This is a genomic window from Neotamlana sedimentorum, assembly GCF_000943565.1.
In the GTDB taxonomy this organism is placed as follows: domain Bacteria; phylum Bacteroidota; class Bacteroidia; order Flavobacteriales; family Flavobacteriaceae; genus Neotamlana; species Neotamlana sedimentorum.
Map to the genome: position 1 here is coordinate 332,171 of NZ_JTDW01000005.1, position 15,472 is coordinate 347,642.

15 protein-coding genes and 1 tRNA gene are annotated in these 15,472 nt (G+C 31.8%); 8 read left to right on the plus strand and 8 right to left on the minus strand.

The window, feature by feature from the left end; genetic code table 11:
* The first annotated feature begins 70 nt into the window (after positions 1–70).
* From kynU to PW52_RS08735, 6 genes are all read left to right on the plus strand, one after another.
* On the plus strand, positions 71–1,339 hold the full coding sequence (gene kynU, locus PW52_RS08710) for a kynureninase (RefSeq protein WP_082050878.1): 1,269 nt from the start codon (positions 71–73) through the stop codon (positions 1,337–1,339).
* A 48-nt stretch (positions 1,340–1,387) separates the two neighbouring features.
* Complete coding sequence (locus PW52_RS08715) at positions 1,388–2,782, plus strand: FAD-dependent oxidoreductase (RefSeq protein WP_044632538.1); 1,395 nt, start codon at positions 1,388–1,390, stop codon at positions 2,780–2,782.
* 557 nt (positions 2,783–3,339) lie between these two features.
* Positions 3,340–3,492 (plus strand): hypothetical protein, encoded by a 153-nt coding sequence (locus tag PW52_RS08720; protein WP_044632539.1) that lies wholly within the window; start codon positions 3,340–3,342, stop codon positions 3,490–3,492.
* A 236-nt stretch (positions 3,493–3,728) separates the two neighbouring features.
* A complete protein-coding gene (locus tag PW52_RS08725) occupies positions 3,729–4,220 on the plus strand; it encodes a 3-hydroxyanthranilate 3,4-dioxygenase (protein ID WP_044632540.1) in 492 nt (163 codons plus the stop codon).
* A 56-nt stretch (positions 4,221–4,276) separates the two neighbouring features.
* A complete protein-coding gene (locus tag PW52_RS08730; RefSeq protein WP_044632541.1) occupies positions 4,277–5,362 on the plus strand; it encodes an amidohydrolase family protein in 1,086 nt (361 codons plus the stop codon).
* Entirely contained in the window at positions 5,362–6,006 is a 645-nt protein-coding gene (locus PW52_RS08735) for an O-methyltransferase (RefSeq protein ID WP_044632542.1), read from the plus strand. The genes PW52_RS08730 and PW52_RS08735 overlap by 1 nt, the downstream gene beginning before the upstream one ends.
* Before the next feature lie 30 nt (positions 6,007–6,036).
* Here PW52_RS08735 and PW52_RS08740 read toward each other — a convergent pair whose 3' ends face one another.
* The 6 genes from PW52_RS08740 to PW52_RS17135 form a co-directional block, all read right to left on the minus strand.
* Entirely contained in the window at positions 6,037–8,325 is a 2,289-nt protein-coding gene (locus tag PW52_RS08740; protein ID WP_052823437.1) for a tetratricopeptide repeat-containing hybrid sensor histidine kinase/response regulator, read from the minus strand.
* Positions 8,326–8,456: 131 nt separating this feature from the next.
* Complete coding sequence (locus tag PW52_RS08745) at positions 8,457–8,744, minus strand: Sec-independent protein translocase subunit TatA/TatB (protein ID WP_044632543.1); 288 nt, start codon at positions 8,742–8,744, stop codon at positions 8,457–8,459.
* An 83-nt stretch (positions 8,745–8,827) separates the two neighbouring features.
* Entirely contained in the window at positions 8,828–11,071 is a 2,244-nt protein-coding gene (locus tag PW52_RS08750; protein ID WP_044632544.1) for a M1 family metallopeptidase, read from the minus strand.
* A 108-nt stretch (positions 11,072–11,179) separates the two neighbouring features.
* Entirely contained in the window at positions 11,180–11,683 is a 504-nt protein-coding gene (locus PW52_RS08755) for a DUF6702 family protein (RefSeq protein WP_044632545.1), read from the minus strand.
* A 58-nt stretch (positions 11,684–11,741) separates the two neighbouring features.
* Positions 11,742–12,548: a peptidase associated/transthyretin-like domain-containing protein gene (locus PW52_RS08760; RefSeq protein WP_044632546.1), complete on the minus strand. Its 807-nt coding sequence runs from the start codon at positions 12,546–12,548 to the stop codon at positions 11,742–11,744.
* Positions 12,535–13,335, minus strand: a complete 801-nt coding sequence (locus PW52_RS17135; protein ID WP_052823438.1) for a hypothetical protein — start codon at positions 13,333–13,335, stop codon at positions 12,535–12,537. Before PW52_RS17135 ends, PW52_RS08760 begins: the two co-directional genes overlap by 14 nt.
* 118 nt (positions 13,336–13,453) lie before the next feature.
* On the opposite strand from PW52_RS17135, the gene pepE reads away from it, so the two are divergent.
* Positions 13,454–14,161 carry a dipeptidase PepE gene (gene pepE, locus PW52_RS08770; protein WP_044632547.1) on the plus strand — a complete coding sequence of 236 codons (708 nt, stop codon included), beginning with the start codon at positions 13,454–13,456 and terminating at the stop codon, positions 14,159–14,161.
* A gap of 231 nt (positions 14,162–14,392) precedes the next feature.
* Here the strand turns inward: pepE and PW52_RS08775 are convergent.
* A tRNA-Gly gene (locus PW52_RS08775) sits at positions 14,393–14,465 on the minus strand.
* 50 nt (positions 14,466–14,515) lie between these two features.
* Positions 14,516–14,941 (minus strand): GNAT family N-acetyltransferase, encoded by a 426-nt coding sequence (locus PW52_RS08780; protein ID WP_044632548.1) that lies wholly within the window; start codon positions 14,939–14,941, stop codon positions 14,516–14,518.
* A gap of 173 nt (positions 14,942–15,114) precedes the next feature.
* Between PW52_RS08780 and PW52_RS17710 the strand changes: the two genes are divergently transcribed.
* Complete coding sequence (locus PW52_RS17710) at positions 15,115–15,468, plus strand: GNAT family N-acetyltransferase (RefSeq protein ID WP_262509262.1); 354 nt, start codon at positions 15,115–15,117, stop codon at positions 15,466–15,468.
* Positions 15,469–15,472 lie beyond the last annotated feature (4 nt).

Sequence of the window (15,472 nt, forward strand, 5' to 3'; positions counted from 1 at the left end):
CACTAATTTTATCGATTAAGTGTAAAAATTATTTGTTTTATTTTTGCTTTTCAATCTAAATTATTCGAAATTGATTTCATATAAAACGGGACTAGATTTTTCAAAAAGACAAGATCAAGAAGATAAATTAGCGCATTACCGCTCTAAATTTCATATACCTAAAGATAATAATGGTAAAGAATGGTTATACTTTACAGGAAACTCATTGGGTTTACAACCTAAAAGTACACAAACATATATTCAGCAAGAGTTAAACGATTGGGCTAATCTTGGTGTGGAAGGACACTTCGAAGCTAAAAACCCATGGTTACCATACCATGAGTTTTTAACTGAAAGCATGGCTAAAATTGTTGGTGCTAAACCTATTGAAGTTGTCGTGATGAATACACTTACTACCAACTTGCATTTGCTAATGGTTAGCTTTTACCAACCAACAAAAACTAAATATAAAATTGTTATTGAAAGTGACGCCTTTCCTAGTGATAGGTACGCCGTACAAACGCAATTAGAATTTCATGGTTTTAATGCTAAAGACGGTATTGTTGAATGGAAACCTCGTGAAAATGAGGAACTTTTAAACATTGAAGATTTAGAACACATTTTAAACGAACAAGGCGACGAAATTGCACTACTTTTAATTGGAGGTGTAAACTATTATACGGGTCAATACCTCGATTTAAAACGAATTGCTAAAATTGGTCATGCTAAAAACTGTATGGTTGGTATCGATTTAGCTCACGGAGCCGGAAATATAAAACCAGAATTACACGATTCTGGAGTCGACTTTGCAGCTTGGTGTACTTACAAATATTTAAATTCTGGACCAGGCAGTTTAGCTGGACTTTTTGTTCACGAAAAACACGCCTACAATAAAAACTTAAAACGTTTTGCTGGTTGGTGGAGCCATAATAAAGATACGCGATTTAATATGCGCCAACAGCTCGATGTTATGCCTGGAGCCGAAGGTTGGCAATTAAGTAACCCGCCCATTCTTTCTATGGCTGCCATAAAAGCTTCATTAGATATGTTTAACGAAGTTGGCATGGATGCGTTAAGAGAAAAATCGGAAAAACTAACGGGATATTTCGAGTTTTTAATTAATCAATTAAACAATCAGAAAATAAAAATTATTACCCCTAAAAACCCAAAAGAGCGTGGTTGCCAACTCTCTATACAAGTACAAAATGCCGATAAAAGTTTGCACCACAAACTTACCGAAGCAAATATTATTACAGATTGGCGAGAACCAGACGTTATTCGTTGTGCACCAACACCATTATACAACACTTATCAAGATGTATTTAACATGGTGGAAAAATTAAAAGACATATTAAACTAATGCATAATCTAAACATGATATTCTAAAGCACATACAGAATAACTAAATATGAAACAAAAAGAAAATATTTTAATTATTGGCGCAGGTTTATGCGGTAGTTTATTAGCATTAAGGCTTGCACAACGTGGTTATAATGTAACAATTTACGAAATGCGCCCAGACTTAAGAAAAACCGATATTTCTTCAGGACGCTCTATAAATCTTGCGTTTTCAGATCGTGGCAATAAAGCTATGAAATTAGTAGGTTTAGAAGATAAAGTGAAGTCGCTTTGTATACCCATGCATGGTAGAATGATTCACGATAAGCAAGGCAACACCTTAATATCTAATTACAGTGGTCGTGATTACGAATTTATCAATTCAGTTTCACGAGGCGAATTAAATGCGCTATTACTTTCAGAAGCCGAAAAACACGAAAACGTTACTATTTATTTTAATAAGAAATGTAAATCGGTAAACTTCGAAAAAACTACAGCGCTTTTTAAAGATTACGAAAGTAAAACCGAATTTGTTGAAGACGCCGATTGTATTATTGCAACAGATGGCGCAGGCTCGGTTTTGCGAAAAAGTTATTATTTAGGCAAAAAGTTCTTATTTAGCTTTTCGCAAAATTATTTAACTCATGGCTATAAAGAATTAAGTATTTTACCAACCCAAACTGGCGATTATAAAACCTATAAAAACGCTTTACATATTTGGCCTAGAGGCGACTTTATGCTTATTGCACTTCCTAATTTAGATGGTAGTTTTACTGTCACGCTATTTTTAAGTTACACACAAGGTAAATTTAACTTTAACAATTTAACCACACCAGAAATAGTAACCGAATTCTTTAATCAAGAATTTCCCGATGCGCTTAAAATAATGCCTAATTTAGTTGATGACTTTTTTAAAAACCCAACGGGAACTTTAGGTACAATAAAATGTTCTCCTTGGCATTTTAAAGGTAACACATTACTTATGGGCGATGCGGCACACGCCATTGTGCCTTTTTACGGTCAAGGAATGAATGCCTCGTTTGAAGATGTGGTCGAGTTCGATGCTATTTTAGAAAAACATAAAGGTAATTGGGAAACAGTATTTGTAGAATACGAAAAAACAAGAAAAAAAGACACCGATGCTATTGCAGATTTAGCCATCGATAATTTTCATGAAATGCGCGACCATGTTGGGCAAGCTATTTTTCAAGAAAAACGAAAAATTGAAATAACTTTGGAGAAGGAATTCCCAAAAGAATATGCTTCAAAATACAGTTTGGTTACATTTAACGAAAATATTGGTTACGAAGAAGCTATGCTAAAAGGACGCGCACAAGACAAAGCTATTTTAAATTTATTATCGAATAAGCTAATCTCAACAAACGATAACACCTCAACTATTTTAGATAAAGTTAAAAAAGAAACCGAAGTTATTTTAAACGAAAACCGAATTGCAGGACTTTAAAAAACACCTTTAACGTTTAGCTAATCATCATTTTTTTTAACTGATGACATAATAATATTGCCCTGCGTTATTTCTATATTTTAAGTTTAATAAATTTATAAAATCGGCTGTTTATTTCAATAAAAAAATAATGAAACAGCCCATTTTGGCCTTCTTAAAAATGAAATCTGCCTTGGTTTACAAAAACTAAAGCAAAAAGCCCCTTCAAAACCTACATATTAAAACAAAATAATAATTTTAAACTACAATAAACAACTTTAACTAAGTAAGTCACAAACAAATCGAAACTGAACATATTTTTTTAATTACAAATTAGTATTCACTTTCACAGATTTCAATAAATCTATTTGGTAAACATATTGGTAAGTATATATATTGAAAAAACAATAACAAAAATCATTGTTTTACTAACCATTTTAAACCATAATTATATGATAACGCTTACCAAAATTTTAATTGAAATAATCATTTTAATTATTTCAATTTTCTAACTTTTTTAAATACGTAAAACTTAGTCTAGAATAAGTTTTACTATTTTTACAAAAACAAGATTAAAATTGAAAAAGCATTTTTTTAAAGGATTAGCAAAACTTAATAAATTTATTCTACCCAGTTATACTAAACAGCAACTCGATTTAGCTAAAGCTAGTAGACTACAACTTGCCATAATTGGTTGGCGGTATTATGTAACTACCAAGGCATTAGGCTAGTATTACTAGATACAAACAAAAAAACATTTCCAGCGCAGGTTTACTGGAAATCACATTGCAAAACCAGTAGAAGTTCCAAACATTATTTCCTTTTTTATTTAATGATAACATCTGTAATTTAAACACATAAAAACTGTTATAATTTTGGGAGCACAAAATCCTTATAGAAACAAGACTTTTTAACTATCTTTAAACTGTACTGATGCTTGAATTAGAAAATCTAAAAATTATATAAAATGAGTAAAATATATCCTCCTATTAATTTTAAAGAATGGATTGAAGAAAACCGTCATTTATTAAAGCCGCCTGTAGGAAACAAAGTGGTTTGGAAAGATGGCGATTTTATTGTAATGGTTGTTGGCGGCCCAAACGATCGTACAGATTATCATTATAACGAAACACCCGAATTTTTCTATCAAATTGAAGGCGATATTGTTTTAAAAGTTATAGACGAAGGCAAACCTAAAGACATTCACATTAAAGAAGGTGAGATATTTTTATTACCGCCAAAAGTGCCACATTCGCCACAGCGCGGACCAAATACGGTGGGTTTGGTTATAGAATACCCCAGAGAAAAAGGCGTAAAAGATAAATTACAATGGTATTCTGAAGAAGAAGCCGACTTAATTTATGAAGAAGAGTTTACTTTAGAAAACATTGAAACCGATATGCCTGCTATTTTCGACAGATATCATGAAAAATTTGGAAAAGGAAAATCGAACAAATAAATTCTTATTAATTTAAATTAGATTGTCGCGTTAAAATAGCGCAATAATACCAAACCATGAGCAAACGTAAATTACGAATAAACGGCCATTCTCACTTACTGCCTTATCCAGAAGAAATTCCAGATTTTATGCGAGATAAAGGTATTTTTTGGGTGGATAAAGACCGGAAATTTATGCTTCAAAAGGACTGGAATCGCCCCATTACAGATTCTAGTTTCTTTTTAAACGAAAAACTCGCTTGGATGGAGCGTAATAAACTAGATCATGCTGTTGTTTTAAATTTATCTCAACTTTATGGAAACGGACTGCGCTTAGAAGAAATGAAGCAAGCGCTTCGTTTTCAAAACGATTTTAATGCCAAAATACAAGCCGAACACCCTAAAAAATTCACTTGTGGCTTTGTGGTACATCCTGGATATGTACGTGGTGCGTGCTGGGAAATTGAGCGTTGTGTAGAAGAATTAAACATGCGTCTTTTATGTTTACCAACGCATTATATGGACACTATTGGTACTTGGCGTAGTATTTTTGATGAAGAAAACGCACGTATTTTTGAACTTGCCGATAAATATGGTTTAGCGGTTGAAATTCACCCTTACGATGGCGAAAAATTTATAAAACTACAAAACACGGCATGGCGATTCCATTTAATTTGGATGTTAGCACAATGCGCCGATGCTTATCATTTTTTCACCTTAAATGGCTTGCAAGATAAATACCCAAATATGCGAACTTGTTTTGCACATGGCGGGCAATTGGCTCAAATTAACTTAGGAAGACGTATACAAGGTTTTGATGGCAGACCCGATTTATTTGAAGGCAAACACCACCCAAGAAAGGCTGTGGGGCATAAAAACATCTTTTTTGACACTTTAGTGCACGATACAGGCTCTTTTCAACTTTTAGTAAAAAACCAAGGCGCAAAACAGGTTTTAATGGGATTAGACGACCCTTATCCGTTAGGTGAAATGGAAAGCACCAAACAATCGTCTTATCCAGGTAAAATTTTAGATTTAGCAATAGAGCGTAATATTATTAACGAAACCGAGCGTGATGCCATTTGGGAAGATAATGTACTACAGTGGCTATTTGGTGATGATGTTAATGCAAAAAATGAACTTGTAAACAGAATTTTAAATTAATGCATTTTATACCCGAAGAATTAGATGATTATGTTGTAAAACATTCTGAAGATGAACCTGAATTATTACAACAATTAACAAGAGAAACTTACCAGAAAATTTTACAACCCAGAATGCTAAGTGGCCATTATCAAGGTAGAATTTTAAGTATGATTTCTAAATTAATAAACCCTAAAACTATTTTAGAAATTGGTACTTACACCGGTTATTCTGCCTTATGTTTAGCAGAAGGCATTCAGGCCGAAGGCGAATTACATACCGTTGATGTTAATGAAGAATTAATCGATTTTCAAAGAAAGTATTTCAATAAATCTCGTTTTGGACATCAAATTCATCAACATTTAGGAAGCGCTTTAGATATTATTCCTAAACTTGATAAAACCTTTGATCTAGTTTTTATTGATGCCGATAAAGACAATTACTCAAACTACTTCAACTTAATTATTAATAAACTTAACACGGGCGGAATCATTTTATCGGATAACGTATTGTGGAGTGGTAAAATTTTGGATAAAACTTTTAAAAAAGACGATACCTCCACTCCAGCTTTAATTGCATACAATGCGCTTCTTAAAAATGATTCACGTGTGGAAACTGTTTTACTTCCAATTCGTGATGGCTTAACAATTAGTAGGAAAATTTAATTCCTATACATTATAATTAATTTGCCTGACTTAGGAGGCTTTTACAACTCGTAAGTTAGGGATATTTTGAGTTTCAACTGGTTTAATATTTGTAACCGTTGATTTTTGTAAGTTTTCTGAAATTACTTGGAAAAACTCATAGTTATCGAATGGTTTAATAATGTAGTCGTTAAACCCAATTTCTTTACAATTTTTGCTTATATCTTCAATATCGGCAGCTGTAAGTGCAATAATTGGAATGTTAGAATTAAAACGTCTTATCGCTTTTGTAGCCTCATTACCATTCATAATTGGCATATTAATATCCATTAATACTAAATCGTAATGATTATTTCGTATTTCTTCAAGGGCTTTCTGGCCATTATCAACAATATTACAAAAATAACCTTGCTTCGTTAATAAACTTTTAGTTACTACTTGATTAATCTTATTGTCTTCTGCAACTAAAATTTTAATTCCATTTTCACTATTTACAACGTTATCCTTAATCAATTTAGCTTCTGGTTTTTGTATTACCTTCAAATTGTCTAGATCAAAATTAAGTTCAAAACTAATATTTGTACCAACATTAACTTCACTTTCTAATTTAATATCGCCTCCAAACAGATTTACTAAGTTTTTAGTAATAGAAAGACCTAAACCAGTACCTTGATAGTTTAAATTGCTTTCTTCAATTTGTGAGAAGTTTTCAAAAATAGTGTTAAATTTTTCTTTTGGTATACCAATGCCATTATCAACAACCTCAAATCGTAAACCTACTTTATCATTATTTTTACTTAAAAGAACCACATTCAGTTTTATCTCACCATTGGTTGTAAACTTTATGCTATTCCCTATTAAGTTTATTAATATTTGAGAGAGCCTAACCTTATCGCATTTAATGTATTCTGGAATAGATTTATCAATATTTAGTGCCAATTGATTATTAGTTTCTTCTAACCTATAATTAAATGTATTAACAAGATTATTTAGCATTTCTATTAAGTTTACAGAAACATTTTTAATTTCAACTTTTTGGGCCTCCATTTTACTTACTTGCAAAATATCATTTATAAGGTTTAACAAATAATCACCCGAATATTTTAAGGAGTTTAAGTATTTTTTATCGGCATCATTTAAATCATTTTTTTCTAAAAGTAAAGAGGTTATGCCCACCACACCATAAAGTGGTGTTCTTAACTCATGAGACACATTCGATATAAATTTACTTTTAAGTTCGGCAGTCTTTATAGCTTTATCTTTTGCTATTTTCAGTTCGCTATTCTTAGCTTCAAGCGTATTACTTAATTTGCGTTTAGACACATAATTACTATAAATAATTACTATAGAAATTAGTAGTAGAACTAAGGTAATTATTATGGCAATGTTAATTTTCTTAAAATTATTGGCTACTTGTATTTGCTGTAATTTTTCAGCATTAGCCTTATCGGCATTAGTTTTATAGTCTTCTATTAAAAATTTTGATTTAGTGAGTAAATCTTGGTGATTTTTATTTTTGTTATCTAGTACTTCTTTATATTTATTATGCTCTAAAAGGGCTAAATAAGCTTCTGTACTTTTACCAGATTTTGCCAAAGACATTGACAATTTCATGTAAGCATTACTTAATAAAGGTAAGTTTTGTATATTATTTTCAAAATACGGAATCGCTTTTCTGAAATTTTCTGTGGCACTATTAAACAACTCCTTTTTAGAATAGTAAATACCGAGCACATAATTGTAATATCCTAAATAATACTTATTTACTTTTTTTGCTTCTAAATTCGCTTTAATCTTTAATAAACTAATTAAAGCGTCTTCTAAATCACCCTTCGAAATATGTAACTCACATAAATTTAATCGAGCTTCAAAATACACCTGCTCTGTTTTTTTGCTTTCTTGTTCACTTAAAATATTGTAGTTTTTAGCATATTCCAATGCCTTAGAAAAACAGAAATTGGCTTGAGGATAATTAATTTCTTTAGCATATATTCTAGCTAAATTTAAATAAGTACTTGCTAATAAATAATTATCATCTATATTAACCAACGACTCCAAAGTAAATTTATAATACACCTTAGCTGAAGTATAATTTTCCATAACATTATAAATGTTACCTATGTTATAACTTGCTAAAGCACTACCGTAATAATCATGTATCGAGTCTGATAATTTTTTAGCTAAAACAAACTCTTTAAATGCTTTAACAATGTTTTTATTTTCCAGATATTGAGTCGCAGTAGAATTAATATTATCAATATTCTTGATAATTTCTCTATCCTCTTTTCCAAAAGTTAGTATAGAAAAGAATAGAAAACAGTACATTAAAGTAGCTTTCATAGTTGTAGGTTAATTTGATGATTTGGTACGTTAAAGTTAATTTTTTAAGAAAAATCACTTCAATTAACTAGGTAAAGCGTAAAGAATCTTTGTTTAATAGATGAACTACATCTCGACAAACAGATAAACTACTAAATTTTCCGTTTTACCGAGCCAGTAAAATCCTCAAGATCTTCTTTTACCTGCTCTAATTCCTTTTTTATATCAGAAGTTACATTAGAGTCAATACCGTTATTTTGGGCAGTTTTAGTAATTTCGTGCTTAATGTCGTTGGTAGCATCTTTTAAAGTACGCATACCTTTACCTAAACCTCGGGCTATTTCAGGTAATTTATCTGCACCAAAAACCATAATAGCAATAAATAGTATAAATGCTATTTCTGGGCCACTGATAAATAATAATGTAGATTGCTGTATCACGCTACAAATATAAGTGTTGTTTTCGATAGAATAAAAAAAGCCGATTATAAATTAATCGGCTTTTTAAAATTATTTAAACAGTTTTAGTTTTTAACTTGTTCTTTAAACTTATCAAAACTATTTTGTTGATCTCTTGGCCAAGTGTTATTTGATGTATCTACATCGGCTGTTTCTAAGTCTGGATCTACCACAAAGCTAGTAATGGCTTTTTGGGTTTTAAAAACTTTACTAACTTCTTTATCGTTGTATCTCCATATTTGAGCCGGAAAAGTTTTGCGTTCTTTAGTGCCATCTTCATAAGTTATTTCTAAAATTATAGGCATTACTAAGCCTCCTGGTTTTTCAAATGTAACTTCGTAAAAATGTTTTGGTGCTTCTATTAACTTTGCTCTTTCATCATCGGAAAGACTTGCAAGGTGTTCGTTTAAAAATGTAAAATCTGATGGATCTTTTGCTTCTTCAGGATTTACACCTTCCGCAAAATAAATTAATTTGTCTTTATAATCATCAAGATTCATATTATAAAGGGCTGCCTGAGCTTTAGCCTGTTCGGTAGGTTTATCTGTTAAATAGTACTCTTTAACATTTTTAACACCTATATCTGTATAATCTGTAGTGTAAAACCACCCTCTCCAAAACCAATCTAAATCCATTCCAGAGGCATCTTCCATGGTTCTAAAAAAATCAGCTGGTGTTGGGTGTTTAAACATCCAACGTTGTGAATATGTTCTAAAAGCATAATCAAACAATTCTGGTCCCATAATAGTTTGGCGTAACATGTATAAACCTGCAGCTGGTTTAGTGTAAGCATTGGGACCAAATTGATGAACATAATCGCCTTGAGACATAATTGGAGATAAATAATTTTGATCACCACCCATGTAAGGAACAATATCTTTAGGTAAATTACCAGTAATATAATTAGGATCATAATCTAACTCTGCCAAAGTTTCTACAAATGAATTTATTCCTTCGTCCATCCAGGTCCATTGGCGCTCATCACTATTTACAATCATAGGGAAAAAGTTATGCCCTACTTCGTGGGTAATTACACCAATCATCCCACGCTTTAATCGTTCTGAATAGGTTCCATCTGGGTTAGGGCGACCATAGTTAAAACAAATCATTGGATATTCCATGCCTTGTCTTTCTGAATGTACAGAAATAGCTTTACTGTACGGGTAATCAAAAGTGTATTTCGAGTATTCTTCTAAAGTGTTGGCAACTACTCGTGTTGAATGCTCTTCCCAAAGCGGGTTTCCTTCTTTTGGATATAAAGAAATAGCCATAATATTTTTACCGTTTATTTTAACGGCCATGGCATCGTAAATATACTTTCTAGACGATGCAAATGCATAATCTCTTACATTGTTTGCTATAAAATGCCATGTTTTAGTTTTTGTACTTCTACCCTTTTCATTTATCTCGGCTTCCTCCTGTGAAACAATAAAAACAGGATCCGTATAAGATTTTCTCGCTTTAGCAAAGCGTTGTAATTGGTCTTTAGTATAAATATCTTTTGGATTTTGTAAATCTCCGGTGGCTTCTAAAATATGATCTGCTGGGGCTGTAATTTTCACATCGTAATGTCCAAACTCTAAAGCAAATTCGCTACGCCCCCAAAACTGCATATTTTGCCAACCTTCAACATTATCATAAACACATAAACGAGGAAAAAACTGTGCAATGGTGTAGTTTTTATTACCATCAGGAAAGGTTTCTAAACCAGAACGTCCACCTTCAACATTAATATCGTTAATATTATACCACCATTTAATATTAAATTTAAAAATCTCACCTGGTGCTAATGGTTTTGGCAAGTTTATGCGCATCATAGTACGATTAATAGTATGAGATAAGTCGGAGCCATTTTCATTTTTAACATATTCTATATTAAAACCACCATCGAATCTATCTTTTAAATTAGATTTTATAAAAGTTTTCGGACCGTTAAAAGTAGCATTAAAATTCTCTGATTTTGCATCTGGAGTTTTAGAATCTTTAGCTCTCATATTTTGGTCTAATTGTAACCATAAATACTCTAAATGATCTTTAGAATTGTTGTGATAGGTAATTTTTTCTTCACCAAAAATCTTATCGTTGTTTTCATCTAAACGAATATCCATCACATAATCCACTTGTTGTTGCGTATAAGCATAACCTGGTGCTCCAGAAGCATTTCTAGATTCGTTAGGTGTTGCTAATACATCTTTTAACTGTCGGAATTTGTTTTGGTCGGTATGACCTTGTGGCTTCGCTTGTTCTTGTGCAAATAAACTAGACGACACAACAACAAATGAAAACATTAAATAAGCGAGTTTTTTCATTGTTAGTTTTTTGAGTTTTATTGATTTTTTAATTTCGGCTAAAATAAGTTAATTTATTGTAACTAAAAGCGACTGAAATTAATAAATTTTCATTGTTTAGGCCGCTTTTTAATTAAAATTTAACACCAAACTCTTATTGGAAATAGATAGTACTTTACTTTTTTGTTTACCATTTATTTTGGTTTTTACAATATTTTGCTGCTCTTTGTAAATATCAAACAAAATAGCATTGCTAATTTCTATAGTTTTTATGGTTTTCACATTTTCAACTTCTAAATAGCAACGTACAATATCTCCATCATATTCTTTTCCTATAAAACTAAAATTAGTTGGCTGATTGTTAATATTTAAAGTAAATTTCTGTTTTACGTATTTTTTAATATAAATATCGCTTTCTTCAGGTTGATTTAATCCTGTTAAAGTAATAGTATCGTTGAAATTTCTCCGTAAAGCTTGCTCCAAATCATCAACAAAAATTCGAGTGGTTATTTGCAAAGATTCTTGAGTCTTTACATAATCTATTTGAGTTACACTTAAATAATATTTATGCAATCCTGTAAAAGCAAAAAGAGGTATAACACACAGTAAAATAAGTACTTTATTAATTCTCATAAATAAAATTTGCGGCTAATTTATATCAATTAAAGTCAAAAAGCATTCCATAAAATTATTATTTTTCAACTTCACAAAGGTTTTTTAGGTATTGTTTGTACTTATGTCTTAAAAATATTAACACTTCGAAATCTGACTTATTTTTACAGTACTTTATAAAATTTTCATCGTCTGCACAGAAATAAAAGAAATCTGCTTGCAAACTAGAATTCAAAGGATTCGATATAAAAAAATCTTTTGCTAAACGGCCTTTTACTTTCAGCATCACCTCCTCTTTCTCTTCTATTTTAACACGCTTCTTAAGCATTTTAGTACGTCCTGTAATAGCGTTTATAATTGGCAATATAGAAACTGATCCGCCGCCGCCCATAGAATTTCCGTTAACAGATGGACTAAAATTTGAAGCCTCGCTTAATCGGCGTTCACTTTGCGTTGCTGGTTTTCCTGTGTATCCAGGAATACCAACATCGTAAAAATTAATGGGTGGTTTTCCATTTACATTTTGCACATCTGAAAGTAAATCGCCTGTTAAAATACTACCCACCATAACTTCGTCTAGCTCGTTAACTTGTTCTTCTAAATAAACTTTTAAAGCTTTTAAATTTATAATATTGGGAGTAATTATAATACTTTTAGGTTTGTGTTGAATAGACGAAAATTGCAGGGTATCGTTAAGCCTAACCAAGACTTTAAACTCACCTACTACATTTGTAATAGTAAATTGGTTTAAACTTTTATTAATAACATGAATATTCTCTACATTATTAGTGCTTTCTACCCGTCCTAAAATCTCTATAGTTTGTGCATTAATAAGTTGAAAACTAAATAGTACAAACAAAAATAGCCCAAACTTAATCTTTACCATACTCGGTTAAAAAAAGTTTACTTTCTGTAAATAAAAACTCTAACAAATGTATTTCGTTTTCAGGCTTTAAGAGTATTTCATTTAAATTTTTAGTTTCTAAGTAATTTATAAAATCATGCACTTTGTTTTCGGGAATGTTAAAGGTTTGGTTTAAATAATCTACGGTATAAACATCAAGCACATCTTTTGTCTTATAGTTTTCTAGTTGCTCCGAGTCGGTTTTACTTGTTTTGGACTTAGGCTTTACAAATAGGCCAATTATTTTAACCAAATCTGGTAAATAATTTAATGCGTTAGGGTTTATGGTAGCCGTTAAATGGTCTTCAATAACTCGGTTATCAATAGTTTTATCTTCACTCATTGCTAAAGCATCCATGTTACCAACATCTAATGGTTTTAGAGTAATGGTCTTAACCTCTGCAATATCTCGAATTAAACTACCAGAAAGCCCTGAGTTAAGTGTTACTGCATTTAACTGGTTTACTTGCTCAATTAATTGAATTTTTAGAGTCTTGTTCTTTATAACATCTTCATCAACAATAACCGAAGCTGTTTGAAATTGCAATGCCGAAATTTCGATAACATCTCGCAGCGCTACATTAATTGTAAACACACCAAATTCGTCGGTAATGGTACCTTCTCCTGCCGATTTATTAAAAATAGTAACGGCCTCAACATCGTTTGCCTCCGACAGAATAACACCAGTAACTGTAATGCGCTTAACCGATTGTGCAAACATTATAACTGGAAAAATAAATGTTATAACTAAAAGTAATTTTGATTTCACGTTAAAAAGTTTTCTACGATAAATTACGCATTTTTTATCTTAAAAAAAAGGTAAAAGCCCTGTAATGTTTTGTTAAAACATATATTTACTTATGTTTATCCTTCAAAATTAACAACCTATGAAAAACTTAATTATTGCTAGCACCTCAACCATTCATGGCAGTGGTTATTTAGAATATATTTTACCAACTCTAGCTACACATTTTAAAAACGCAAATACTATTTTATTTGTGCCATATGCGCGACCAAGCGGCATTTCGCACGAACAATACACCGAAATTGTCCAAAAAGCCTTTAAAAAAATAAACAAAAAAGTAGTTGGAATTCACACCTTTAAAAACCCAATTGAAGCCGTAACAAAAGCTGAAGCCATATTTGTTGGTGGCGGCAACACCTTTGTTTTAACCAACCAATTGTATATAAACCAATTAATAACCCCAATGCAAAATGCTATTACAAACGGCACGCCATATTTAGGCACCAGTGCAGGCAGTAATATTTGTGGACTCACCATTAAAACCACAAACGATATGCCTATAGTTTACCCTCCAAATTTTAACGCACTGGCTTTAGTTCCCTTCAATATTAATCCGCATTATCTCGACCCAGATAAAAACAGTAAACACATGGGAGAAACTCGCGAAACGCGCATTAACGAATTTCATTATTATAACACACCACCAGTAATTGGGCTGCGTGAAGGTAGTTGGCTAGAAGTAACAGGAAAAACCATAATATTAAAAGGAAGTCTTTCGGCAAGAATTTTTGAATATAAAAAAGTTGCTTACGAAGTTACACCCGAAACCAATTTAAGCGACTTAAAATAATTTGGGCGTGCCCCCCGAAGCTTCGGGGTCGGGCTATACGTTACAAGTCCGCGCTCGTACCTCGCTGTGGGCTTTCCACTGCTATCCCTCACGCAGTATTCACGTTTTGTAAAATACAGGCTAAAAAAATTAATATTCTTTGCGCTCAGGATAAACTTCTCACCCTAAAACCCTAGCTACTTGAAACTATAAGGCATAAAAAAACTCCATTGTTTCCAACAGAGTTTCTTGAGCGGGAGACCGGGTTCGAACCGGCGACATTCAGCTTGGAAGGCTGACGCTCTACCAACTGAGCTACTCCCGCCTTAATAAGTGGCTGCAAATATAAAAACTCCTAGTAGTTCTGCAAAATTTTTACAACTTTTTTAAAAAATGATACCCTAATATTTTAAAGCCTTCATTATAATAAAACTTATGCGATGCGTAATTGGTTGAGTATGTGTTTAATTCAACGGTTTCGCAGCCTTTGCTTTTAACATAATTATAAATCCAATTAAAAAATTGTTTTCCTAAACCTTGGCTACGGTAAGCTTCATCAATAAAAACATGATCTACCTCCACGCTTTTTCCTGCATAATGGCGTGTACAAAACCACAAACCACAAATGCCAATTAATTTATCGGCATCAAAAATAACTGCACACTCGTAATTTTGCCCCACCATATTTAAAACACGATCTTTTAAAACATGGGCTGGTATTTTATAATTATTCAGTTTTTCTACCAGTGGTACAATGTCTTCAATTCGAGATGTATTTAAAATTTTAAATTCAATCGCCATATTTTTTTTGGCCTTAAGGTAATAATTACTTAAAATATTTTAAGTTTGAATTATTAATTTTTAAACGCTTTAAAATAAAAACTTCAAATTATACTTTAAAATTAATTTCTCCAGAAGAAAGTTATAAGGTTAGGCACCCCGTTTTAAGACCAGGACGACCTTTTGAAACATGTATTTTTGATGGCGACACTTTAGAAAGCACATTTCATTTTGGTGTTTTTCTAAACAACGAACTTTTAGGCATTTGCTCATTCTTCAAAAATAATCATAAAAACCTCGATTATAATACGCAATATCAATTACGTGGTATGGCTATTTTAAACTACCAACAAGGTAAAGGATTGGGCAAACTTGTTTTAAATTTCGCCGAAAACCATATTAAATCTTTAGGCATAAAAATCGTTTGGTGTAATGCTCGCGAAGTAGCGACCAAATTCTATGTAAAAAACGACTATTCTATTTTTGGAGAACCTTTTAATATAGAAGGCATTGGCACGCATTATGCCATGTTCAAGGTTTTAAATTAGTGAC

What these genes read in the sequence shown, in the direction of transcription:
- PW52_RS08715 (WP_044632538.1), top strand. Translation starts at nt 1,388, where the DNA reads ATGAAACAAAAAGAAAATATTTTAATTATTGGCGCAGGTTTATGCGGT.
- PW52_RS08725 (WP_044632540.1), top strand. Translation starts at nt 3,729, where the DNA reads ATGAGTAAAATATATCCTCCTATTAATTTTAAAGAATGGATTGAAGAA.
- PW52_RS08730 (WP_044632541.1), top strand. Translation starts at nt 4,277, where the DNA reads ATGAGCAAACGTAAATTACGAATAAACGGCCATTCTCACTTACTGCCT.
- PW52_RS08735 (WP_044632542.1), top strand. Translation starts at nt 5,362, where the DNA reads ATGCATTTTATACCCGAAGAATTAGATGATTATGTTGTAAAACATTCT.
- PW52_RS08740 (WP_052823437.1), bottom strand. Translation starts at nt 8,325, where the DNA reads ATGAAAGCTACTTTAATGTACTGTTTTCTATTCTTTTCTATACTAACT.
- PW52_RS08750 (WP_044632544.1), bottom strand. Translation starts at nt 11,071, where the DNA reads ATGAAAAAACTCGCTTATTTAATGTTTTCATTTGTTGTTGTGTCGTCT.
- PW52_RS08755 (WP_044632545.1), bottom strand. Translation starts at nt 11,683, where the DNA reads ATGAGAATTAATAAAGTACTTATTTTACTGTGTGTTATACCTCTTTTT.
- PW52_RS08760 (WP_044632546.1), bottom strand. Translation starts at nt 12,548, where the DNA reads ATGGTAAAGATTAAGTTTGGGCTATTTTTGTTTGTACTATTTAGTTTT.
- pepE (WP_044632547.1), top strand. Translation starts at nt 13,454, where the DNA reads ATGAAAAACTTAATTATTGCTAGCACCTCAACCATTCATGGCAGTGGT.
- PW52_RS08780 (WP_044632548.1), bottom strand. Translation starts at nt 14,941, where the DNA reads ATGGCGATTGAATTTAAAATTTTAAATACATCTCGAATTGAAGACATT.